This window comes from Flavobacterium supellecticarium, assembly GCF_004801375.1.
Classification (GTDB): Bacteria; Bacteroidota; Bacteroidia; order Flavobacteriales; family Flavobacteriaceae; genus Flavobacterium; species Flavobacterium supellecticarium.
Map to the genome: position 1 here is coordinate 799,627 of NZ_SSNZ01000002.1, position 24,075 is coordinate 823,701.

Annotated in this window: 16 protein-coding genes and 1 pseudogene; 13 read left to right on the forward strand and 4 right to left on the reverse strand. The window is 40.5% G+C overall.

The window, feature by feature from the left end:
* Positions 1 to 8 precede the first annotated feature (8 nt).
* From E6C50_RS08365 to E6C50_RS08375, 3 genes are all read right to left on the reverse strand, one after another.
* Entirely contained in the window at positions 9 to 2,396 is a 2,388-nt protein-coding gene (locus tag E6C50_RS08365; protein ID WP_136402747.1) for a TonB-dependent receptor domain-containing protein, read from the reverse strand.
* A 15-nt stretch (positions 2,397 to 2,411) separates the two neighbouring features.
* Complete coding sequence (locus tag E6C50_RS08370; protein ID WP_136402748.1) at positions 2,412 to 4,220, reverse strand: serine hydrolase; 1,809 nt, start codon at positions 4,218 to 4,220, stop codon at positions 2,412 to 2,414.
* A 201-nt stretch (positions 4,221 to 4,421) separates the two neighbouring features.
* Positions 4,422 to 4,856, reverse strand: coding sequence for a helix-turn-helix transcriptional regulator (locus tag E6C50_RS08375; protein WP_136402749.1), 435 nt, complete (start codon positions 4,854 to 4,856; stop codon positions 4,422 to 4,424).
* A 248-nt stretch (positions 4,857 to 5,104) separates the two neighbouring features.
* Between E6C50_RS08375 and E6C50_RS18080 the strand changes: the two are divergent.
* The 8 genes and pseudogenes from E6C50_RS18080 to E6C50_RS08415 form a co-directional block, all read left to right on the forward strand.
* A pseudogene (locus tag E6C50_RS18080) lies at positions 5,105 to 5,317 on the forward strand (SymE family type I addiction module toxin); the annotation flags it as partial.
* A 102-nt stretch (positions 5,318 to 5,419) separates the two neighbouring features.
* Positions 5,420 to 5,995, forward strand: coding sequence for a Crp/Fnr family transcriptional regulator (locus E6C50_RS08385; protein WP_136402750.1), 576 nt, complete (start codon positions 5,420 to 5,422; stop codon positions 5,993 to 5,995).
* A gap of 64 nt (positions 5,996 to 6,059) precedes the next feature.
* On the forward strand, positions 6,060 to 7,070 hold the full coding sequence (locus E6C50_RS08390; RefSeq protein ID WP_136402751.1) for an NAD-dependent epimerase/dehydratase family protein: 1,011 nt from the start codon (positions 6,060 to 6,062) through the stop codon (positions 7,068 to 7,070).
* 278 nt (positions 7,071 to 7,348) lie between these two features.
* Complete coding sequence (locus E6C50_RS08395) at positions 7,349 to 7,855, forward strand: hypothetical protein (RefSeq protein WP_136402752.1); 507 nt, start codon at positions 7,349 to 7,351, stop codon at positions 7,853 to 7,855.
* 70 nt (positions 7,856 to 7,925) lie between these two features.
* Positions 7,926 to 9,662 (forward strand): tetratricopeptide repeat-containing sensor histidine kinase, encoded by a 1,737-nt coding sequence (locus tag E6C50_RS08400; protein WP_230978980.1) that lies wholly within the window; start codon positions 7,926 to 7,928, stop codon positions 9,660 to 9,662.
* Positions 9,655 to 10,401, forward strand: coding sequence for a LytR/AlgR family response regulator transcription factor (locus E6C50_RS08405; protein WP_136402753.1), 747 nt, complete (start codon positions 9,655 to 9,657; stop codon positions 10,399 to 10,401). The genes E6C50_RS08400 and E6C50_RS08405 overlap by 8 nt, the downstream gene beginning before the upstream one ends.
* Before the next feature lie 192 nt (positions 10,402 to 10,593).
* Complete coding sequence (locus E6C50_RS08410) at positions 10,594 to 11,922, forward strand: beta-1,3-glucanase family protein (RefSeq protein WP_136402754.1); 1,329 nt, start codon at positions 10,594 to 10,596, stop codon at positions 11,920 to 11,922.
* Between the two features lie 119 nt (positions 11,923 to 12,041).
* The gene (locus tag E6C50_RS08415; protein WP_230978981.1) at positions 12,042 to 12,242 is read left to right on the forward strand and encodes a RidA family protein; all 201 of its coding nucleotides are present in this window, start codon (positions 12,042 to 12,044) and stop codon (positions 12,240 to 12,242) included.
* 72 nt (positions 12,243 to 12,314) lie between these two features.
* Here E6C50_RS08415 and E6C50_RS08420 read toward each other — a convergent pair whose 3' ends face one another.
* Positions 12,315 to 13,145, reverse strand: a complete 831-nt coding sequence (locus E6C50_RS08420; RefSeq protein ID WP_136402755.1) for a hypothetical protein — start codon at positions 13,143 to 13,145, stop codon at positions 12,315 to 12,317.
* 297 nt (positions 13,146 to 13,442) lie between these two features.
* Between E6C50_RS08420 and E6C50_RS08425 the strand changes: the two genes are divergently transcribed.
* The 5 genes from E6C50_RS08425 (at position 13,443) to E6C50_RS08445 (ending at position 24,073) form a co-directional block, all read left to right on the forward strand.
* Positions 13,443 to 14,180, forward strand: coding sequence for a tail fiber protein (locus E6C50_RS08425; protein ID WP_136402756.1), 738 nt, complete (start codon positions 13,443 to 13,445; stop codon positions 14,178 to 14,180).
* 23 nt (positions 14,181 to 14,203) lie between these two features.
* Positions 14,204 to 14,902, forward strand: coding sequence for a hypothetical protein (locus E6C50_RS08430; RefSeq protein WP_136402757.1), 699 nt, complete (start codon positions 14,204 to 14,206; stop codon positions 14,900 to 14,902).
* 139 nt (positions 14,903 to 15,041) lie between these two features.
* Positions 15,042 to 18,308, forward strand: a complete 3,267-nt coding sequence (locus tag E6C50_RS08435; protein WP_136402758.1) for a DUF6603 domain-containing protein — start codon at positions 15,042 to 15,044, stop codon at positions 18,306 to 18,308.
* 22 nt (positions 18,309 to 18,330) lie between these two features.
* Positions 18,331 to 20,529: a hypothetical protein gene (locus E6C50_RS08440; protein WP_136402759.1), complete on the forward strand. Its 2,199-nt coding sequence runs from the start codon at positions 18,331 to 18,333 to the stop codon at positions 20,527 to 20,529.
* 28 nt (positions 20,530 to 20,557) lie between these two features.
* The gene (locus E6C50_RS08445) at positions 20,558 to 24,073 is read left to right on the forward strand and encodes a hypothetical protein (RefSeq protein WP_136402760.1); all 3,516 of its coding nucleotides are present in this window, start codon (positions 20,558 to 20,560) and stop codon (positions 24,071 to 24,073) included.
* Positions 24,074 to 24,075 lie beyond the last annotated feature (2 nt).

The window sequence follows — 24,075 nt, forward strand, 5'->3', positions numbered from 1 at the left end:
TTAGAATACTATAAAGCTCTGTTGTTTTCATCGAATTGAACTTTTTGCTTGATTCCTTTGATCGTGCTATTTCCAAAAGTATAGGTCACCGACAAATTTAGATAACGGTTGCTGGATCTATAGGCATAAAAAGACCGGAAATCTTTAAAATATTCATCTCCTTTTGATTGTGTGGTATTAAAAATGTCATTAAAGAGAAAGGTATAAGCCAGGTTCTTTTTGAGAAAAGAACCTTTTACCCCAATTGAGTTTTTAAAATAACCGTAAAAAAAAGTATTTCCGTACTGATAGGGTGTATTCCCGGCTAAAATCACAAACAAAGACAGGGTTTTATCCGTTCTAAGCGGAAAGGTGCTATTCAGATTACATTCGGCAAGAAATCCGTTGCTAACAGCCACAGCATCGGGTATATGCGATTCGGTAGTCATAAAACTGCTTTGTAAACTGGCTGTATTTTCCATCCAATTTAAATGGTTTTGGGTATAACTGATAGCAGTACCGTAGGTATGCATCGTATAGAAATTTTCCAGTTGATGGATTCTAAAACCATCGCTAAAACGGATGATTTTGTCCCAATTATCATCGGATCGGGTATAGTAAAGGCTAACGTTAAAATTGTTTTTTAAGGTGTAATTCAACTCAATGGAATTGCTGATCGCTGGCCTTAGATACGGATTTCCTTCCTGATATTCGTAGGTGGAATAATACCTACGGAATGGATTTAACGATTGAAAATTAGGTCTGTTGATACGTCTGGAGTAACTCAGGTTAAAAGCATGATCATCATTAGGCTTGTAGGTCAGATATCCGGTTGGGAAAAACTGACCGTAATGATTGGTCGTCTCTTGTTGGTTGGGAATACTGCCTTTCAGATAGGTATACTCGTAACGTAAACCGGCTTTGATTTCCCATTTGGGGCTTAATTTCCGAATAAAACTAAAATAGGCGGCATAGTTGTTTTCCTGATAGAAAAAGTCGTTACTAATCGCAGTATTTAGGATCGGAATACCATTTTCAATATCGTATATTTTTAATAAAGCATCGTTTCGGATGGCGGTATATTTAAGACCGAATTCGCCAATAAGCCCCAACAGTTTTTTTTCCAGATCGGACTGAAAAGCGGTAATTTGATAACGACCCGTATTGTTGTTTAGTAAGGTGTTTGTGGTACTGTTTTCATACGTTTGCGCCCATTTATCGGTATCGGTTTTCGCTTTTAGGTAATTACCCGAAAAACGAAGAACGGTTCCAAGAGTATCCAGTTTCAGGTCGTAAAAAACAGTGCCGGAATGATATTGGTTTTCCAGACTATCGGTCGATAACGATTGGAAGTTTTGTTCGGCGGCCGTAATTTTTCGGAAGGTTTCGCTGTTAAGTCGCTGATCGGTATTCATGGCTGAATAATTATAAGTGAAACCGACGGTACTCTTAGTCGTTAGTTTGTATTCCGCTTTTAGATTCGGACTTATATATGCAGATTTATAAAAAGATTCCCCTGTATTATTCCAGTAATCGTTATTCGTATAGACAATGTTATTGGTCGTGTTTTGCTGTCGTTTAAAACCTGTATAGTTAAACCCGGTCGACAAGGATAAGCATTCATTTTGATAATTAAAAGTTCCGCCCGATCGACCTGAATTTAGTTTGGCACCTGTATAGAAAAATCCGCCTGCCTGCAATGAAGCATTCCATCCGATTTTATTATTCTTTTTTAAGATAATATTGATCAGTCCACTTAGACCCTCGGCGCTATATTTTGCGGGTGGCGTAGTGATGACTTCAATTTTGGCAATATCGTCCGAACGGATGCTTTTTAAATAATTGAGCAGTTCCTCGCCTTGTAAATTCAATAGTCTGTCGTTGATCATTACTGCAACCGAACTTTTACCGGCAATCAGAATGGCGTTATCGGTAATTTTTACCTGTGGTGTATTGGATAAGGCTTCAACGGCATCGACACCCTGAGCGTTAATGGAATTCGCAATAGTAAAAACGGTTCGATCCACTTTGCGTTCCATTAGTTTCTTTTTGCTGATGATGGTCACTTCATTCAAATCGACTTTAGTGCCCGTGGCTATCGTAATCGCGATGTTTTTAAGCGTATCACGATCAATAGTAATGTTTTGCGAAAATAGCGTCACGTTCTTTTTTACAATCTCAAAAGAGTAATTACCCGGCGGAACGATTACTTTATAAAAACCATTTTCATCGGTAAGTTGCTGCTTTTGTACCTTGGTATTGGTAAGCGTTATTTGCGCATCCTTAACGGGATGATTTTCGGAATCGCTTACTTTTCCGCTTATCGATTGACCAAAACCGGAAACCGTATAGAAAAAGAATACTAAAAATGAAATAATTCCGGAAACGTTACGGTAAAACGGGATTCTGATCGTCATAAAGGCCGCGTCTTTTTATAATGTTTTTAAAATTTGGGCAGCGTTTTCGTTTTTCGGATCTAACTCCAACGCCTTTTGATAGTTTTGTTTTGCTTTGTCTTTTTCTCCCGTATTCATATAGGCTTCCCCCAGACTGTCGTACACATTTCCACTGTTGGGATACAATAGTGTATTGACACGGAAAATGGCGATTGCTTTTGTGAAATCTTTTTGACTTAGCAAGCTATAGCCCAAACGGTTTAGATAATCTTCGGAAAGAGACTGGTGGTTGGGATCTTCAGTTTTTGCATTTTGATAGGCTTGCAGACCTTTTTCAAACGAACCTTCCAAAAGTAGTTCTAAAGGTACTTTTTCATCGTTTTTTAACTGCGGATTTCCCGGACGGGCCGGTTCATCCGAAAAAATCAATGTAAGTTCTTTTGTTCCCGTTTTTGTATTCCCTGTAATTTTTACGTTAAAAGGCGCGTCACGAAGCGCATAGGTGTTTTCGGATATTTTAAGCAGTGCTACCGGACGTTCTATATTGTTGATCAACATTAATTTTCCGTTTTCGCTATAGACTTTATAAAATCCGTATTTGTTTGACTTGTAACGTCCCGTATTATTAAAATCCTGTTGGGTTAACGGTAAGATTGTTTGAGCAGGTGTTACATAACCCGGCCATTGGTATACCGAAGCTACCGAGCGAATGAGTTCTTCAATAAATTCCGGTTTATTGGTGTTGGTTAACACTACAATTCCGTCGCCGTTGGTTTTGTTACCTACGAATTTACTGGAAAAACCTTCATTCCAGCCGCCATGGCTAAAGTAAACCTGTCCGTTTTTGTTTTCCAGAAAAATCCCCAATCCGATAAACGACTCGATAAAAGGAGTTGTAAAGGCATCGGCCATTTTTTGAGAAAGAACAAGCGTACTTTTATGATTCACGGTATTTTGAATGTCGATGACAAACTTTGCCAGATCTTCAGCGGTAGTCCATAAACCAGCTGCGGCCTGTTCGGGATAGGTATGGTATTTTCCCGGCACTCTCGCTCCATTGACACTATAAGCTGTAGCGGCAAACGATGCCTGTGCTGCTGGCAATGGTTGTACAAAAGTACTGTTTTTCATTTTCAGAGGAGTAAGTACTTTTTCGGCCATAATGGAAGCGAAATCCTTATCTTCAAGATCCATAAGGAGTTGTTGCATAATGGTATATCCACCACCGGAGTATCGAAATGATGCACCGGGAAGTTTATCCACTACTACAGCCGGTGAATTAGCCGGTTTTTGTCCGTTTAAAATCTGATTAACCGATGGCAAAGGCTGTCCGGCTTCATATCCGGCAAAGCCATGTCCTGTCAAGCCGGCGGTATGACTGAGAATATTTTTAAGGCTGACTTTCTTTTCTTTTGTAAATTCATTTTCCGGAATTTTCCACGATTTTAAATACGAATTGACATCGGCATCGGGATTAAGCTTTCCGGATGCAACGGTTTTTAATGCGGCATAAGCACTAACCGGTTTACTTATAGAAGCAGCCTGAAATAAGGTATTGGATTCGACCGGGGTTTTGGATTCGACATCGGCAAAGCCATACGATTTGCTCCAGATCACTTTCGAATTTTTGATCACGGCAATACTCATTCCGGGAATCTCATAATGTTTCATCCGGGATTCTAAGGTCCAGAGCGGTTCGCCTTTAAAGCGAACAGCCGGCATTAATCCGGATTCTACTTTGGAAATATCGTCTTTACTATTTGATTTTGTTTGTGCCGATGCCGGGAGGATCATGCCCCCGAAAGTAAATGCCAGAAGGGCAATCGTTGCTAAAGTACGTTTCATTGATGATGGTTCGTTTGTGATTGATTGATTTAACAAATAAACGAAATTTACAACAGGATTGTTTTACAGGACACTATTTTTATTTTTAATACGATAAAGCATACAAAAATAGAATAGATACAACCCCATAGACGAAAACACCTGACAGGTTTTGAAAACCTGTCAGGTGTTTTGGTAACGGTATAATTTGATATCGTTATTTTATTTATTTTCGATTAGCTTTTCCAGTCGCGCCATCATTTCGTCCTTTTCTTTTAGCATTCGCTCGTATAAGGCAATCTTTTCTTCGTGGAGTTGGACTAATTTATCGATAGGATGGAAGGTGCAGTTTTCATTCTTTTGATACCCTTGATAACCAATAGAACCATCACCAAACGTATTTGAAATAATATTCACAGCTTGTTCTTCGTCAAGATTTTCGATAGCTTCTACTGGTATTTTGAATATTTCGGCTACCTGTGTTAGTAAGTTCGTTTCGATAGTTTCCCGTTGTTCCATTAAAGAAACTCTTTTTTGGCTCCAATCTTCGCCTAAGGCTATAGCCAGTGCCTCTTGTTTGATGCCCAACATCTCGCGAAAACGCTTGATGTTTCTTCCCTGGTGTACTTTTTTGTCTGGCGTATCGAAATGTGACATATTACTGATTTTTAAAAATTGTCGGTATAAATATAAGTAAAAATATGGTTCTATAACAGAACCTGAAAAAGGAATAGGATAATTATTGGAGTACTGAAATATCAACTTTACAGGGCGAACTTTATGTTTATAAAACGCCCGATTATGAAAAATTCCACACCAACCAGCAACCGTAAGAAACAAAAAAACTTCAGGTACGCCGTGTTTCGGTATACGGAAAAGCCTTTCCACGCGCCTACGGGCGGTATGTATATTATCCCGAAATCCCATTGGCCGGTAAATGGCTTCAAGAGTCCGGGTTTAAAACCGGGATGAAAGTAAAGATAAGCTGCGCATATCGTAAGCTTATCATAACCGTTGGTACCCGGAAAGATACCTCGTTTTATCGCTTGTACTACTTAAAAATAGCGTGGTACGTATATCTGCAACAGATCCGCAGTAAACCCACACAGCACAGCTGACGGGTTTCGAAAACCTGACAGGTGTTAAAAGCATCGTTTTTTACTTTTTAATTCCGCGCCAGTCATCTAAATTTGTGGGACTCATAGAACACAAAAGACCGTATGTACGAATCGTTATTGCAACTCATTTCTCAAAACCTGCCCCTCAGCGCGGAAGATGAAGCCTTGTGCCGGCAATATTTATCGTCCGTATCGGTATCTAAAAACCAGATTATTGAAGCAAAAGGAAAGATACCGGAATACCTGTATTTTGTGGTTTCGGGCTTTGTACGTTTGTTTCATTTTAATGACAAAGGAGATGAGGTCACCACGCACATCAATTGCCCGCCCGGGTTTATCACTTCGTATGCTCATTTTAGTAACCAAACACCATCGGACGAAAACCTGGAATGCATAACCGATTGTGAACTGTTGCGCATTACAAAAGCCGATTTGGATGCACTTACGCTTAAAAGCCCGGTATTTAAAGATTTTAGCATTCTGATTTTTCAGCAATCCTTATCGTATAACGAAAACCGTTCGAAAGAACTGGCAACACTCACAGCCGAACAGCGTTATAAAAAACTTATCGCGACTCAGCCGGAAATTGTTCATAATGTTCCGGTACAATATATCGCCTCTTATTTAGGAATGAATCCAAAAAGTTTAAGCCGTATCCGCAAGCACATCATTAAGTAACATTTGTGAAGTGGTTTTGAATGCGTAAGGCAGAACTTTGCCCTATCAATTAAAACCAACAAAAATGGAACAGCATCAATTGGCACTTGTTTCGGGTGCAAACGGACATTTGGGGAACAATCTGGTACGATTACTACTCGCTAAAGGAATCCCCGTACGCGCTACCGTACGAAATACGAACAATAAAGAACCTTTTGTCGGTTTGAATTGCGAGGTCGTAGAGGCCGATATTACCGACAAAGCTTCGTTTGTAAAAGCCCTACAGGGTGTGCATACGTTTTATGCCGTAGGTGCTTCCTTTAAACTATGGGCGAAAGATCCGAAGAAAGAAATTTACGACGTGAATATGGAAGGCACCCGAAACACGATAGAAGCCGCTGCTGAAACCGGAGTGAAGCGGATTGTTTACGTGAGTTCGATCGCAGCGTTAGACTACCGACAACTTCCTACCAAAGAAAGTAAGGGTTATAATACCGATCGTAGGGATATGTATTACAATTCCAAAAACGATGGCGAAAAATTGGCGTTCGAATTGGCTAAAAAGCATCAAATTGAATTGGTGGCGGTATTACCGTCGGCGATGATAGGTGGTGTTGCTTTTGCACCGCTCAATGTGTCGTACAATATCATTAGCCTGATTTTAAAAAAACAAATTCCGGTCGAAACCAATATAACCCTAAACTGGATAGATGTCAACGATGTGGCCGAAGGGTGTTACTTAGCCGCGACAAAAGGACGTAATGGTGAACGCTATATTCTGGCGAACGAACAGTGTACCTCGATAAAAGAAACGACGCGAATTGCGCAGGAATTGTTTCCGGAATTGGGTTTAAAACTTCCGATGGCGGTTCCGAAACCCATTTTATATACGGTAGCCTGGCTGATGGAAACGACCAGTGCGATAAGGGGAAAAGCACCCGTTATCACTACAAAAGACATCGCAATGTTTTCGGGATTACAGCAAAACTTCGATATCACCAAAGCGCGAACCGAACTGGGATTTACGCCCAAAAATACAAAGCAAGCCATTCGGGAAGCGATGCAATATTTGCGTGAAAACGAGCGTAGGTTATGAGTTAGTAGGTGTAAAGTATAAAAAAAATAACCCTTTAGGACGTTTTTTCAGCAGATACATCGGGTAGTTCCGAAATATAAAAGCATTCTGAAATAAAGGCGAATGGGCGCTATTATCCATATTAAACAGCACGATATCACCAAGAAATTTAATTTTTGAAAAATAAAATAATACGTGTTTTTACGTTACTTCATTTACCATAATAAAAATAATTTCGCATAATGCTATATATAAAGCGGCATTGTTTTTAAATAAAATTAACCCCAAATACAATAATTATGAACACAACAAAACAAGAAAATCCTACGTGCCAACAGAAAGTAAAACCGGCTGGTATCGCAATAACCGGCGTTAAAGTGAACCGCATAGAGACGCAAATCGATTTCCCAAATCCAAGACATGACAAGCCTTTGCCACCCATTTCTCAGGCGACAGTAAATAAGGATAACGAATTGGAAATCAGTATTGTCGTATTTATCAGTGCGAATACCGCGATTAAAGGCGATGAATTAAAAGTTATACAGGATTTTAGCTATACCAACGATCAGGTTCCGTATGCTAATTTTTACGTATGCTATGATATTGCTCCGGAACCGTGTGCGACGTTTAATATCTTTCAAGTGAATTTTACAGCCGATCCCAAAGGCTATATTCCAAACGCGACTTTACCAAAAGGTTTACCAGTACCCAACCTTTTAGCGCTACAAGAAATCGTTACTTTTTTATGGGACGAAGATCCTGTGGGTTCCAGAGGTACGGTTACAACGGTACAATCGGGTGTATAATTCCAAGTGATTAAAAAACAGCGTCATTTTGACGCTGTTTTTTTAACTAAATTGCGGTAAAAATCAGTAGATGAAAGCCGTTTTTAGAATCGTAATTTTTAGTTTTTTGCTTTATTCCCAATCAAACTCAGCGCAACAAAACTATACCCCTTTTGAAAAGGAAATTATAGCCAAAAGCAAAACGATTGTTGGGAATCCCGATTTTACAAAAGCACAGCATTTTTTTTTACAAAAAGAATGGGACTCCTGCTTTGTTTACACGATGAAACAGTTAAGTGTCGGCAAGCAACCCGAAAAAATTCAAAACTTTTGTCACTTTTTTAGAGGTTTCGGCTTTAAAGAGAAAAAACTATTTAAAGAAAGTAAAAAAGAGTTTCAACTCATTACAACCGACTTTCAATTCCACAATCATATTCAAATGTTTCTAGGCGAAATTGCTTTAGAAGAAAAAAGATTTAATGAGGCCGTCAACTACTTTACCGAAATTGAACAACTCCATCCCAATTTGCTTTTGGGGATCAAAAAAAGCAGTGTAAAACACAACCTGGGTTTGTGCTATTTGCATTTGGAAAAATACGATACCGCTGAGCGCTATTTACGGGAAGGATTACAATTGGAAGAAGCGCAAAACGATACTGTTGCTTTAGTCGGAACTTATGGCGACATGGCCACATTGTATTATGATCAATATAAAGACAAACTGGCGATACCTTATTTTGAAAAAGCCTATCAGCTCTCGAAAAAAGTAAAAAATTACCAGCTAAAACAAAATGCAGCCTTAAATATGGCTGTGGTCGAAGAAAATCGTAACGATTATGCCAAAGCGCTAACCTATAGAAAAGAATACGAACAGTGGAAAGATTCGTTAAACGATCAGAATAAAGTGTGGGAAGTTGCCGAACTCGAAAAGCAATTTACCGTAAAGCAAAAACAAAAGGAGGTAAGTCTGCTAAAGGCGGAAAATAAAATTAAAATAGCCGAGCGAAACGGACTGTTATACTCCGCGATAGTATTATTCGTGTTATTGGGAACAGCGGTTTATTTCTACAGGGAAAAGACAAAAAAGAACAAAATCATATCGGCTCAAAAAGAAGCGCTTTCCGAGCTCAATGCCACAAAAGATAAACTATTTTCTATAGTGAGTCATGACCTGCGTTCTGCTGTGAATGCTATGAAAATCAGTAATGCCAGATTACTGGAAAATGTAGCCGCCAAAAACCTGGATGAACTGGATTCGTTGTTACAACGCAATAGTGCCATTGCAAATAGTACATACAATTTATTAGATAATTTATTGCATTGGGCGTTATTGCAAACCAAGCAATCGTATTTTGAAATAACCACTATCCGATTGTATCATTGTGTCGAACAAATGGTTTATAATTACCGGCCGTTACTGTTTGAAAAAAATCTTGTTTTTGAAAATACAATTTCCAGGAATGACATTGTTTGCGCCGATCAGGAATCGTTAAAAATAATACTTCGGAATTTTATCGACAACGCTATCAAGTTTTCAAAAGAAAACGGAATCATCAAAATGTATACCCAAAATACCGATGAAAAGTATTGTACTTTGCTAATCGAAGATAACGGAATTGGCATGAGTACGGCCTTACAAACTGCCCTTTTACAAGAAACAAGACTGTTGTCGAAAACCGATAATGAAGCCATAAGCGGTACGGGTCTGGGAATGCAATTGTGTAAATCATTAATTCAAAAAAACGGAGGGAAATTAGACCTGAAAAGCGAAGTTGGAAAAGGAACCAAAATCATTGTATCTTTGATTAAAAAGCAACCCAATGGATAATGTAAACATCCTCATTATTGAAGATACACCCGCTGAGAGTGAGGCGTTGATCAAGGTATTAAAAGCCCACAATTATACCATCACCGGCGTGGCAACCAGTCATAAAGAGGCTTTGACGCTTTTTTACAATACTAAAGTGGATATCGTTATCATCGATATTTTTTTAAATGGTTTGCCAGACGGACTCGCTTTTGCCGAAAATATCAGTGTTGTTCCCAATGCTGCGAAGCCTTTTGTTTTTTTGACGAGCTCGACCGACCGCCAAATATTTGAACGGGCAAAACTGACCAATCCATTCAGTTATCTGATAAAACCGTTTAATGAACTGGAACTTTTATATGCTCTTGAACTGGCAGTTGAAAAATTCTACAATCAACACGAGGTGTTTCTTGGGGAAGAAGAAAACACAGTTGTCAGTCAGGATTATTTATTTATAAAAAAAGGAAAATCGCTTAAAAAAGTGGAAATCAGTGATATTATCTATATTGAAGTTGAAGAAAAATATTGCAGCATTATAACCGAAACCGAAAAATTTGTCATTCTGATCTCCTTAACCAAAATTTTGGAGTTGTTCGACAGCCATATTTTTTGCAGAACGCATCGCAATTTTATCGTGAATACTAAAAAGATAACCGAGATCATTCCGATAGACAATTTGGTGCTGTTAAAAGGCGACCATAAAGTAATTCTCAGCGATAAATACAAAGACAGTATTATGCAACGCTATATTTTAAAGTAATTTTCAGACTTATTCCACCGATTTATTCCTTAGCTTTTTTGCCTGTTGTAAAAGCGTTATAATTAATACTACGCATTAGGAATCTTATGCCCAAAAAATACTGTTTCGTTCCATTTTTTTAAATCACAAAAGCAGATACAGCTACTTTTATAAAACAAAGAACACCGTTTATCAATTTAAAAAAGTAATACTATGGCAACATTAACAGTAAAATTTAAGAACAACAGTGGGTTATCGGATAACCTGGTGTCCATCGGATTTGTATCCGGAAGTACTACCGCTCCATTTAGCATCAGTTACCCGTCTCCTTTTAATGCAGAACCATTGGAACTGCAAATACAACCTTTAAATCAAACAAAAGGCACTGGAAATTGGTATCCTTTAACGGATTTAAGTAATGGCATCACCATTTCAAATTTCAGTGGCCGGATTTATGTCGCTTATGGTCAGACGTGGTCCGTTTTGAAAGCCGGATATGAACCCGCTCAAAATAGTACCGATGCCAATTTCTTTCTGCGCTATGATAAAATGGAATTGACCTTTAATGGTAATCCGGCAGATGTAGCCGATTTAACCAGTATTGATTATTGGAGCATTCCGATGCAGTTAGAAACTTTCCTAAACGGAACCTGCGTTCAGGTGGATAATGGAGTCAAAACCGGAAAAACGGCCGAAATGATATATTCGCAATTAAGCGCGATTACCACACCGCCACAATCAGGGTTAAAAAATGCGATTGCTGCGGTTGTTCCGGGAAGCTTTCAACAAGGACCTACGCAACCCGGAACCGGTTTTGCACGTATTATAGGGCCATCTTCTTATCCGCCCATTGGAGGTGTTCCGATTATGCCATATGATCTTTTTGAAAATTATATCGACTATTTAATCCAGAATTTTGGACCGGGTACGACTTTAGGAAACGTTATCCCCGGATTAGGAAACGGAACAATTGCTACAATTGGAGGTTATTTTAACGGGGTAGGACCTGTTGTACCGACAAGCGGGCCGCAAAGTGCTCAAAGTTATAATTTTACGGCATCAATAGATAATTCGGGAGCTGTTACGTTAACCGGAACTGTAGGTAGTGTTAGCGGAACGACGACTATCGTGTATAAAAAAAGTGATTTAATCAGTCCAAGTGGTATTTATGGTGCCAATGCTTCCTTTTCGATTAATGGCGGAGCGGCTCAAAATCCGGCAAACGATGTTTATGGATGGATAACCGGCGATTTGTTAGCCGGATTTAATATTGGCGCCATTGCTTCGGAAACAACAATAAACACTGTACAAGTGGGGACGATGGAGAGCTCCAAATGGTTTACACTACCGGATACGTCTTTATTTGGTAATTTACAAAGCAACTCATCATATTACAATCAATATGCAGCTACGTTACAACCGTTGTCGGACGCCTATAATTTTGCCTATTCCGATCGCTTTTCACCGGTATTGGTATCGTTAAATCCGGCTACGGTGGATACTTTACAGATTTCGGTGTTTGATGTTGCTACAAACAGTTAAAAAAGTATGACTAAAATGTACCAATTCCAGACAATTGGTACATTTTAACGATACATTTCGGGCGCTGTAGCAACCGAGGTAACTCCGGAGGGTATTATAAAGCCTTAAAAGCGTCGTTGTTGAGTTATGGCGCCACATTTGAAAATGTAGTCAAAGAAAATTTATATACCACCGATATAGAAGCCATGAAAAAATACAACTACATTAGAAAAGAATTCTATAAAGGCGACTTTCCGGCAGCGACATGGGTACAAATACAAAGACTGTATATGCCGACAGCAAAATTAGAGGTCGAACTAATCGCCCATTTGCCGAAGTAAACGGAGTAGGGTATTTTATTTTAATGTCAAGCGGAGTGCCACAGCGTAAAAACATAGTAGTCCTGATTCTTTTTAATTGATTTTTGCAGAGAAATAGGCATAGGTTTTTACCTCATATCCTGAATCTTCATCAAGGGAAGATCTATACGCTTTTATAAATAGTGTCGAATCGCCTTTCCATCTTATTTCTTCAATCGATAATCCGTTTTCGATAAAACAGCTTGCGTATTCTTTCAGGAAAAATTTTGGATTCTGTTTATCATTAATTTTTAAAACGGCGATACTTAACGGTCCTGATCCAACTTCTGGATTTTGATAATATACCATGAATTTGTTGTTTTCGGAAGCAACAGGCAATGAAACACTCCAATCTCCCAAGGATTCAATTATATATTGATAATTTGTTGTTCCGTCAATCAGAATCATTTCCGCAAAACCTAAAAGGTCTATGGTAACAGACTCATCACGTAAAGCATATAAATTCAGTTTTGAATTATAGCCTAAATATTCATGTCCGCTAAGCTCTTCACGACCTAATTTTGCAGCATATGTAATAGAATCGGCTACTTTTTCAAAACTCATTTTTTGGTTAGCGGTTTGGATATAAAATTTTTTTGAATCCTGCTGAATTCTATTTTCACTAAATGTTTGAGTTGATTTTATTTTATTAAAATCTTTTTCTTCTATAGAATCAAGTTTAAAACTTTTGAGTGATTTATAAGTATCATAATATCCAATTCGAATTACAGGGTACTTACTTTTTGAATTTTCAGGGTTATTGGCCTCGATTTTAGTAGTGTCCACTTTGTTTTCGTTTGTTTCATCCGCGTCATTTTTATAGGAATTTGAAAAATTGCAAGAGGTGAGTAACACGATTAAAAAAAATAGAGTGTAATTTTTCATATGTATTTTTTAGAAAACGTTTCGATAGACTGTTGTATAAAATTGTTTGGCTAATTTATTGAAAAATGTAAGTTAAAACTTTAAAATAAATAAAAAATACTGGATAACGAAATGATGAAAAGAAATATTGGCAATTGACAAAAATTGCAAAACATTGATTGGACGTTCAACAACATTTGTTTGCCTAAAAAGGAGTGCTAAAATAACATTCGCAGGTGGAATAGGTATTTTTACCTGTAAGAAATCTACGAAAAAGTTATAGGTTCGGCCTTTGAAAATGGAACGATTTTAAAGCGTATGAAAACAGCTAAAAGACAGCAGATTACTACAAAAGACATTATCTTGTTTCTTCTTTTTTTAATAGCCAATGCTTCGGTGTTGTTTGCTCAAAATGATGCTTTAAAAATACTTCCGAATGGAAATGTTGGCGTAGGAGCAACCAATCCGAACGAAAAACTTCAGGTCGCCGGAAACATTAAATCGGAAGGACGGATCAAAGACAAAACCGGAAACGTAGTACCGGTAGGTTCTATTATGGCGTTCGCCGGCGCACAGGCACCGGATGGCTGGTTGTTGTGCGATGGAAAATCCTATCCGGTATCAGGCGACAAAAATGACCTTTTTAATGTAATCAGTACGACTTATGGAGGCGGTAACGGTCAGTTTAATGTACCCGATTTACGACAAACGTTTGTGATGGGCGCCAATCCGGCAAACGGAAACGAACAATTGGGTAAAAAAGGAGAAGCCGACCGGCATACACACAGTATCAATCCTCCGGGCCAGTCATTTAAGACATCGGATGACGGGGCGCATTACCATAGATTCAATCCCAACTGGTATAAAAGAAATTTTGGATCAGGAGGTTACTCCGGCATCGATACAGACGGGACAGATATTAAAAACCAGACGACAGAAAGTGTTCCAAATCATTCACATTCCGTTTATGTTGCGTTACCGGCTTTTACAAGTGGTGAATATACGGGACAAAATCGCCCGAAATGGATGGCTCTAAATTATATCATAAAATATTAACCTAACATTAAAATCTAATAATTATGGCAGTAACAATCTCCGAAATTCAAAACCTTACGACTTCAGATGTATTAAGTAATGAGGATATAGCAAAATTCAATAATGCGACAGCCTATGCCGCAACTATTGAAGCAAAAGACGTGACTTCAACCTGGAAAGCTTCGGATAATATCCAGGTAACCTGGTCCAATGGTAATAAAGTAGTAACAAGAGCCGTTAACGGAACGATAGCAGTTGCAGATGGTAAATGTACGATAAGCGGATTAGTCGATGTGTCCAAATACAGTGTAGGTTTAAACGGACAAATTGGAATTGGTCCGAAAACAAACCCGGAAGCCGTTTTAGTGAGCGTACGAATTGGAAATATCCCAACCGCCAACAATCCGAAAGCCGACTGGATTATCGATTTTAGCGACAAACAGGAAAGTGCACCGGGTACCAGTATCAAGTTAAACGAGCTTGTGGAGTGGATTCAGGGCAAATCGAACGATACTACAACTGTTAGTTTTCCTCCAGTTAAAGCCGGTGAAAAAGAGATAAAAGATTATACCATCGAGTTTAAAGATTTTTATTATAACGCTACGCAAAATACATTCGATTTTAATGTACAGTCAAAAGATGGCGATACCATACAATTTGGCAATTTTACCATTAAGAAAGCAGGTTTTCGGGTAACCAATACGCCGCAAACCGTTGCTACAAAAGCTATCGAAAAAGCATAGTTTCCAGAGCAAACGATTTTAAAATAAAACTACCATTCAAAAGGGATCCGGTTTAGCTAATAAATTAAGGATCCCCTTTGTATGAACAAACCTGTCGTTTTCAGATAGGTTGATCATAGTACAATAATTACCGTTTAGTATGGCAGCAAATAACTCCTTTTTAGTAGAAATCACGGGGCAGACAGCATTCCATTTGGGAAATCCGTCTGCTCCGCTTGCTGTAGACATTGCGGTCGGTTACAGAAGCAGGATTGTAGAAAACGACCAAAGAGAACGTTTTTTATATGCCACGTTGACCTCAGAAAATAAAAACGGGATCAGCATACAGGATATCATCAATTGTTGTACGAACCAACCCGCAGTAATACCGGATCTCCTAAATGCGGTTACGTTAAAACAGTTTTCGGTAACCTATGGTTCCGGCGGTATGGATGCGACGGATTTTAAAATTGAATTCAACTGTAAACTTCATATCAACGACAGGTATTTTGATGCCGTTATTACGATCGATTACCAAAAAAACGGTTCGCAAACGACCTTCGCTTTTGGAGGAATTTTATCGGTAGAGGAACATCGTTTTGCCTTACATTTTGTTCAGGAAAAAGAAGCGGGTTATCTGTATGCCGCCTATCAGAACTTTGGGAAAACAACCATCGATTTACGCGCCTTAGCCACAAAATTCTTTGGCGAAAGTGCGACCAACAAAATGCCGGCACTTTCCTTTACACTCGAAACTTTTAAAGCCTTTTTGCTGTATAAAAAAGAAAAAGACACCTCCGGTTTGTGTTTTGGAATGGGCGCGGGACTTGAACTCGATTTAAACGATCTTCCTTTGGCCGGACCGGTGTTAACGCAGGGGCGTGCCTTTGCTTTTAAAGAAGTACTGGCTTTATATAGCAACGGAACTTTTGAAAAAGAGGTCTTACAACGCTTTGAGGCCTTACCACCGGTAGCAATTGGTTCCGGATTTAATATCACGACACAACTCGAGATTAATGGCGAAGCCGAATACTATGCTTTAAACGACGGAACGGATCAGGAGTTTACCAAACCAGAACAGCCACAGCAAACAAGTGTTACTGCGGTTGCACCGCTAGGCGACGGTATCATTGCTAAGGCGAAATGGAAAAAAATAGATAAAAAAATAGGCCCGGTAACTTTACAACGATTGGGGTTTGCCTATCAGGATAGTAAGGTCGTATTACTGCTCGATGCCACCATGGAAATGAAAGGCATGGGCATGCAACTCATGGGATTTGGTCTCGGCTTTAAGTTACAATGGCCACCCGGAATACCGGATTTCTATCTGGAAGGACTCGGACTTTCGTATACAGCACCACCAATCGAAATATCAGGTGCCTTTTTGCATACAACAGCTTCTTACAACGGAAAAACGATTGATGTATATAATGGCGGGGCGATTATAAAAGTAAGTCGTTTTACGATCTCGGCCATCGGATCGTATGCCAAAGTAGCCGATGAAGCATCCTTGTTTATTTATGGCGTATTCGACGGTCCTATAGGTGGTCCGGCTTTCTTTTTTGTAACGGGAATTGCCGCCGGATTTGGTTATAATCGTAAAATAAATGTGCCTTCGATAAACGAGGTAGCACTATTTCCATTGGTAGCATTGGCCATGCGACCGGAAGAGGATCAGGGATTGTTACCCTTGTTGGCTTCATTGGAAACCCCTATGAAAAACGGTAAAAAACCGATAGAGATTTCTATTGGGGATTACTGGTTGGCAGTTGGAATTAAATTTACTTCCTTTAAACTGATCGAGTCGTTTGTACTGCTAACGGTCAATTTTGGAACCCAGCTGGAATTTGCAATTCTAGGACTTTCCCGACTGAGTTGGCCGGAAAAATCGATGGCTCCGCAACCGATCGTGTATGTGGAACTTGCGATTTTGGCGCATTTCGGACCGGGTAGTGATGTGATCGCTGTAGAAGCCGTTGTGACGCCAAATTCCTATGTCCTTTCCAGAGATTGTAAGCTATCGGGAGGATTTGCTTTTTACACCTGGATCAAAGGACCTTATGAAGGGGATTTTGTGATTACATTGGGAGGTTATCATCCGAAGTTTATAAAACCGGCGCATTATCCTAGCGTACCGCGACTGGCCTTAAGCTGGAAAATTAGCAGTCTGGTGTCGATTAAAGGAGAACTGTACTACGCGCTTACCGCTTCGGCAATTATGGCAGGTGGTAAATGGGAAGTACTTTTTAAAACCTCAATTATCAAAGCGTCGATTGTGATTTGGGCCGATATGCTCATTGCCTGGGCACCGTTCCACTATTATATCGATATGGGGATTACGGTTAAAATCGAGGCCGATATTAAAATACTATTTATCCGGATTCATTTCAGTTTCGAAATGGGAGCGGAACTACATATATGGGGACCTCCGTTTGCCGGAGAAGCCTACGTGGACTGGACGATATTCTCGTTCACCATTCCTTTCGGCGATCATTCCAAAAAAGAACCGAAAAAGCTGCAATGGACAGAATTTGCAAGCGGTTTTATACCACAGAAGAAAAATACCGTATCGACCAACGCCCGACTAAAAGAAGGCGAAGCAGCCGGTATTTCCAATCCGGATCCAACCAATATTACCATTAGTAATGGATTGATTGAAGTAAAGGGAGTCGACAAATTCCCGGTCATCAATCCGCACCAGCTGGCCATTACAATTGACTCTTTTATTCCGGTATCTCAATTAAAAATTAATGAAAAGGAAGTATCCGGAAGTACCGTGATGAAATCGGAAACGGGTGATACTATTTATGCCAACCGCGAACAAAACATCGGAATCCGTCCGTGTGGTTTTACCACAGGAACCGTAGCATTCCAGATGAATGTCGATGTGGTGTTAAACGGGACTAAAATGCCGATGACGGTTTCCGGTATTGCAAAAGGAGTCGCAGAAGCCTTATGGAGTGGCGAAGCATCGAAAAGCACGAATGCGAACCCGGGAACCACGAAAATACTAACGAATGTACTGAGTGGTGTGATGCTTCAACCACCAGCGATCCCGCAGGTTGCGCAGATTCGCACCTTCGATTTTTCAACCTTATTTGACGCTTCCAAAACCGAATTTGACTGGATATTTACGTTAGCCAAAACCGGAGAAGCCTATCATGCGATTGAAGTGTTGGGCTATTACGATGAGGTGAACCATATCAAAGTAACGGGTATTCTGGAAAGTACATACGAAGAAAATAATGTAAAAACGAAACGGGAAAAAATAGTAGCGCTCCTTAAAGCGGGATTTGACGAAAGTTTCCCGGATATCGATGAGGACGCCATAAACAGAAATATGTCTAATGAAGACGATTACTTTACCGGTATTCCGGTGATTTGCGAAATAGGACAGTTGCCACAATACAGTACCGATGTGAAATAAACAGGGGTAAAACGTAACAAAAATGAGTGAGAATACAAAAATAGTACAATGCTTTTTACCTGCCATGGTTGCCGGAAAATATACAACGGTCGTCCATCAGCAGGTAATTAAAGACAAGTCAAGCCTTCAGGATTTGAATAAAACATTCGATTTTGGAGTCGATGCGGCTCGGTTTACGCTAAATCCGAATGATATTTATTCGGTTTATCCTCCCGCTAACCAGTCGGGAAACTATTCGGAATCCTTGCCTCATTTGGTATTTACCCGACGCACCTTGCCGTGGGAACGTACGTTAGACGGAAAACTTCCGGTTTTCCAACGCGACACAACTCCGGAAAACCTGCGTAACCCACAGGATTCGCCGCCCGTTCCCTGGATGGCCTTACTGCTTTTTGACGAGGAGGAAATGAAAGGGCTACCGATTACTAAAAATACCATTGCCGGAGTGATCCAACCGAATCTTTCCGATGGTATTATCCGACCGGATATTTTTGAAGCGAAGTCGACCGACAAAGGAACTTTAAAACTGATGGAATGGGAGAAAACAACGGATGGCTGTTTTACCATTGACCTGACCAAAGAACAATTTGAAAATTATATTCCGTCCCAAAAAAGTCTCTCCCTGTTGGCACATGCCAAAGAGGTGCGTATCGATAATAAAGACAAAGACGGAATTACCGATATCAATGCCGATGGAGCCGGTGTTTTTGCCGTGATCGTCGGAAATCGCCTGCCGGCCAAAGGAAAGCAACATACCGCTATTCTGGTATCACTGGAAGGCTATACCGACTATTTAAAAGACGCGGATCCTAAAAAAAACATCCCGGACGATCATAAAGTCCGACTGGTGGTACTGGCGAGTTGGAATTTTATCGATTCGGGAAAAGCCAGTTTTTCGCAATTAGTTGACGGACTCGAACTAAAAAGTATCAAAATTCAACGGGGAGTGGAAGCACCGGAACTGACCACCTATTTTGATTCGGGGTATGTCCCGTTGGAACATCTCACGCGAACCGGAGCGAATACCATCAGCTGGTATCATGGGCCGCTGGTACCGAAATTATTTCCGACAACGTCAAAGGGTATTTCTTTTAGTTCGGCCGATGCAGCATTGCGCTATGATAAAACCACCGGTTTTTTTGATATTTCCTTTGCGGCAGCATGGCAATTGGGACGTATACTGGCTTTGCAGAACCAGGAGTTTTCGAAGGCCATTTTAAACTGGCGTCTGGCGCAAAATCAACTCGAAGCCGAAAAGTCAAAAAACAATACGCTAAATGCCATTTTGGAGGACGACAGTGCGATCAACATAAAAGATAAGGTAATCCGTTATCTGGGCGATTTGCACGCGGTTACTACAGTCGTTCCAGAAGAAACAACAACCGATTTGCCAACAACCGTCCCGAATGAAGTGAAACACTTTTTAGGAAATTTGTACAAATTAAACGGAATTCCGTTTTCCTATATTGTTCCGCATGAATGGTTACTGCAGAAGGAACACCTTAAAAATAATAAAAACTACACCGGTACCTTATCACTGTTTTATGTCGATCCGAATTGGATAGAAGCTTTGTTGGACGGTGCGCTTAGTATTGGCAGAACCAATAAAAATGAAGCTTTACTGGAGCAGGCGGTGAACGGTAATTTTATAGACGGATATCAGACGCAGTCGATGGAAATCAGTGGTGGAACCATCGAAAAAAAAGGAAGACGACTCAATACGACCGGATTCCTGCTTCGGTCGGATCTGGTATCGGGTTGGCGCGGACTCGAAATCACGGCTTTTGATGCCGATAATCAGTTGCTTCCTGCTTTGCGTTTTGAGCGTATTGATTCGGATATTTTCCTGGGAATTTTCGACGGTAACATTGCCAGTATTTCGATCAAACAACCTTACGAGGGTTTGCATTTTGGGATCAAAAACAATAATGCCTATATCAAAAATCTAAAAAATGAAGACGGTACCAATCAGGAAATAGCCGATGGAACCGCCGATGTGAATGCCGAATTAAACGATGGACTAATTAAAAACAACGTTATCGATATCGCCGGATTAGCCCGTGTGATGCAAGAAAAACTAACCGCTAAAAACTGGATGGAAATCACAGACGAAAGCAAAGGAATCCACTTTACATCCGCCGAATTTGCCTACCAGATGGTCGACAGTCCGGTAAAAAAGAATATTGCGATTAACATCCTAAATACCGATAGCCATGTGTAATACTTCCAGACTTTTTGTGCCCCTGTATATGGAAGCCCTGGCCCTGGGGAGCGATAAAAACGATTGCATGGATTTGGGGCCGCAATTACAACAATACAACCAAAGTATTCTGGGGAATGTCCTACAACCCGATACCGACAAAACAGTAGCACTCCAAAAAGGAATTCACCTGCACTGGACTTTACCCAAAGCTTTAAAACACGCTTTTATAAACGAAGGGGAAGAAGTCCAATTTCCGTATGCGCCCAACCGGTGGATGGTGATCCGAATCCGGACGGACAAAGGAATCAAAAACATGGAATCCCGGATGTGGATCGTTAAAAGTGATGAAAAAAATAGCATCAAAAATAATAAACCCACACCCAATTGGGTAACACTACACGACGACAAACTGGATTTCAACAACCTCGGAAAAGTGGTCGAATGGTCGGCGGCCTATGAAGAGACTACCACACCGCCTGTTTTAACCGGTGTAGGTGCTGTAAACCCGTATTTTGCGTCGTTATACCAAAGTAGTAAAAATGTATTTGGTTTCCACGATGATATGGCCGACATTGATTCGGATTGTACGGTTGCCTACGTTGTTACCGGTTGGTACAATGATCCCGCTATGGATCCGTTGGCACCTTTCGATTTTAACGAAGCAACGGCAACAAACGAACAGATTCGTCAGAAAAGAACACAGGATTGGTTTAAACAACAATGGAAATGCGATTCGGAAGCTTATCCGGAATCCAGTTTACTGCATGCGGCCATCCATAGTATTCAATGGAACAGCGAATTAAAAAGCGGCGTTCCGGACGGTGCGATACAAGTCTATGTGGGCAATACCGCCATCGAATCGTTAAGTGCTCAGATTATCAAAAGCAGTGCGATTGAAAAACCGGGTGTGGAAACCCTGTTAAATGCCTTGCAATATCAGTTTCTGGAAGATAGTAAAAACGAACCGGGACTGAAATCGATTCAGACTGAAATTCATAAAAGAGGCTTTACACCTAAAAACAGAGGCTCGATCTGGGAAATCACCCGGGTAGAAGCGACCGATAAAGCCTTGGAAGACAAACAGGACGACCGACCGCATTTCCCGGAAAACAGCGCGATTCTAAGCGAGCTGAATGACTTAAATAAAACGCAGATCAGCTGTAACCAAATTAAACAGGAAATCCTACGACTACAACAGGAATATTACTTTCTGTGGTACAAACAAGCCTATAAAACCGTAAATGATTATACGGTTCCAAACTTTGATTACACGACCTCCAGAACCAACCTGTTGGATCAGTTGGTGAGTAAAAAAGTAGAAGCCGATGTATTGGATCGGGAAATCCAGCAACGTACATTTAACTTGCGACAATATCAGGAATTAGCAGGGGAAAATCCGGAGTTTGAACTAAAAGAAACCCTTGAAGATCGTTTTTGGGAACCTAATGATCCGGTTTTGTTGCTTTGCGGATCGGGCATTGGAACTACCGAAAAACCGGCTTTTCAGGCCATGGATAAAGAAATAAACTGCCGACAGGAAGCGCAGTTGCTCACAAAGCTCTATCTCGATGTTCCGTATAACGACACCAGCATTCCGGTGGTTATTCCGGCTACTAAAATTAGCGTTCCGGATGTAGCGGCCTTACAACATCCGAAATTACCTTTTACAGCAATACAAGCACTAGTATCCGAAACACTGTTATTGGATCACTCGCTTGCTGTGGATATCGCGTTACAAGCCTATATCGAAGCGCAACTGGGAGAAGGAAAAGACAAAACCAGTGCTGTTATCAAAGCCTTTGGTCAAAAAGTGATCGAAGTACAATCGAAACCGGAATACCGGGAAACCGAAAAAGCGCACGAAAGTTTTGCCATTACCCAATGGGAACAGGCCTGGACACCACTGTTTATGGTCTGGGATATGGAATATAGATCCAATAATCCGGATATCAATAATCTGGATCTTATGGAAGATACGGCAAACTGGAAACTGGAAGAAGGGCTGTATTTTAAAAAGCAAACAACAAAAGAACAGGGAGCGCCTATTGGCATTAGCGGCATAAGTCCGTTTACAAATTCGGTATTTGCCAACCTGAAAAAAATGGTTCCGGAGGCAATCGTCAATAAATACGGGGAACTCAACCTGATTGCACAGGCTTTAAGTGGTTTGCATAAAAATTTACTGATGCAGCGCACCGATATTCAATTGCCTCCTTTTCACTATAACAGTGACCCTGATTATAATTTTGAAACGGAATATCAGATTGACCGGAACGAGCTCAACATAATCGGGGAAGATGGCTATAAACTGGGATGTGATCCCGGAAATACCAACGGCGCGGATGCTACGGCTTTTAATCCGTTGCGCTCGGGGGCTATGGTCATCAAAAAACTTTCGATTGTTGATGCCTTTGGTCAGGTTAAAAAAGTAATAGTCGAAAACGATAATGCTAATTCAGATATTGGCTGTGCGGTTACGTTGCAAGGCGATGATCAGTCGGGTAGAAGCATTCCGTTACCGCCACGAATCATTCAGCCTTCCCGTTTGCAATTTCATTGGTTAAATGCCAGCGACACTATTCTGTATCAGGACACGGGAAAAATGGATAATCCTGTTTTAGGATGGCTGGTTCCCAATTATTTAGATAATACTATTTTAGTGTATGACGGAGACGGAAATGAAATATGCCTATTGCAAATAACCTCGGATCTAACCCAAAATAAAGGCTCAAAGCTAATCCGGCAAGCCTTTCCGGGCGGTAATGCAATTCCGGAAGCGATACATCCGCAGTTGGAAAAGCTACTCAAAACACTCAATAGCGGAAGCAGGGCTACGGGGATTATGGACCTGGCCTATAAAGTGAGTGTAAATGCCACGGGGAATGCGGCTTTACAAAATACAACCTCGGCCTTGCTATATGGGCAACCCTTAGCTTTAGTGCGTTGCTCGTTAGGACTGGAAACGTTGGGACTTCCGTATTATGATCAACGATGGAGTCAATCCGGTAAAAGGGATACGGGACATATCGAAACGGTTAAATTTCCGCTTACGATTGGCGATTATGATATGGATAAAAATGGCCTAATCGGCTATTTTACCGATACCGATACGGATGTATTTCATACAATCGCCAATGCACCGGAGTTTTCGTTTAGTGATTCGGATTCCTTTTTTGCGAAGCATACGGTATTAAAACTAAACCTGAATCAGGAGCCGGTTAAAGCCACCTTATTGATGCTACCTTCGGCCGGAGTACATTTCGCAACCGGGATTCTGCCCACAAAGTATGTGGAATTATTCAACCATAATTCGGGGCGTTTGTTGTCGCAACTGGATATTGGGTTTCGGGTAGCGCCTTTTATAGCCGAAAAAGTGGCCCCTGATATTCCGATACCAACGGGGATTAATGCCAATTGGAAATGGACCCATAAGTCGGATGTTACAACCTGGCAGAGCGATGCGGCTTTGGCCGAAGGAAAAAGCAAACAGATTTCCGGGTTTACCAAACAGCAGGTTTACGAAGGATGGTTACGGCTAAGCAATTTAAAAACGAACAATTAAAA

Coding starts and splice junctions, on each gene's coding strand:
- E6C50_RS08420 (WP_136402755.1), bottom strand. CDS start 13,145: ATGAAAAATTACACTCTATTTTTTTTAATCGTGTTACTCACCTCTTGC.
- E6C50_RS08390 (WP_136402751.1), top strand. CDS start 6,060: ATGGAACAGCATCAATTGGCACTTGTTTCGGGTGCAAACGGACATTTG.
- E6C50_RS08405 (WP_136402753.1), top strand. CDS start 9,655: ATGGATAATGTAAACATCCTCATTATTGAAGATACACCCGCTGAGAGT.
- E6C50_RS08430 (WP_136402757.1), top strand. CDS start 14,204: ATGGCAGTAACAATCTCCGAAATTCAAAACCTTACGACTTCAGATGTA.
- E6C50_RS08385 (WP_136402750.1), top strand. CDS start 5,420: ATGTACGAATCGTTATTGCAACTCATTTCTCAAAACCTGCCCCTCAGC.
- E6C50_RS08435 (WP_136402758.1), top strand. CDS start 15,042: ATGGCAGCAAATAACTCCTTTTTAGTAGAAATCACGGGGCAGACAGCA.
- E6C50_RS08365 (WP_136402747.1), bottom strand. CDS start 2,396: ATGACGATCAGAATCCCGTTTTACCGTAACGTTTCCGGAATTATTTCA.
- E6C50_RS08395 (WP_136402752.1), top strand. CDS start 7,349: ATGAACACAACAAAACAAGAAAATCCTACGTGCCAACAGAAAGTAAAA.
- E6C50_RS08410 (WP_136402754.1), top strand. CDS start 10,594: ATGGCAACATTAACAGTAAAATTTAAGAACAACAGTGGGTTATCGGAT.
- E6C50_RS08425 (WP_136402756.1), top strand. CDS start 13,443: ATGAAAACAGCTAAAAGACAGCAGATTACTACAAAAGACATTATCTTG.
- E6C50_RS08370 (WP_136402748.1), bottom strand. CDS start 4,220: ATGAAACGTACTTTAGCAACGATTGCCCTTCTGGCATTTACTTTCGGG.
- E6C50_RS08445 (WP_136402760.1), top strand. CDS start 20,558: ATGGAAGCCCTGGCCCTGGGGAGCGATAAAAACGATTGCATGGATTTG.
- E6C50_RS08440 (WP_136402759.1), top strand. CDS start 18,331: ATGAGTGAGAATACAAAAATAGTACAATGCTTTTTACCTGCCATGGTT.
- E6C50_RS08400 (WP_230978980.1), top strand. CDS start 7,926: ATGAAAGCCGTTTTTAGAATCGTAATTTTTAGTTTTTTGCTTTATTCC.
- E6C50_RS08375 (WP_136402749.1), bottom strand. CDS start 4,856: ATGTCACATTTCGATACGCCAGACAAAAAAGTACACCAGGGAAGAAAC.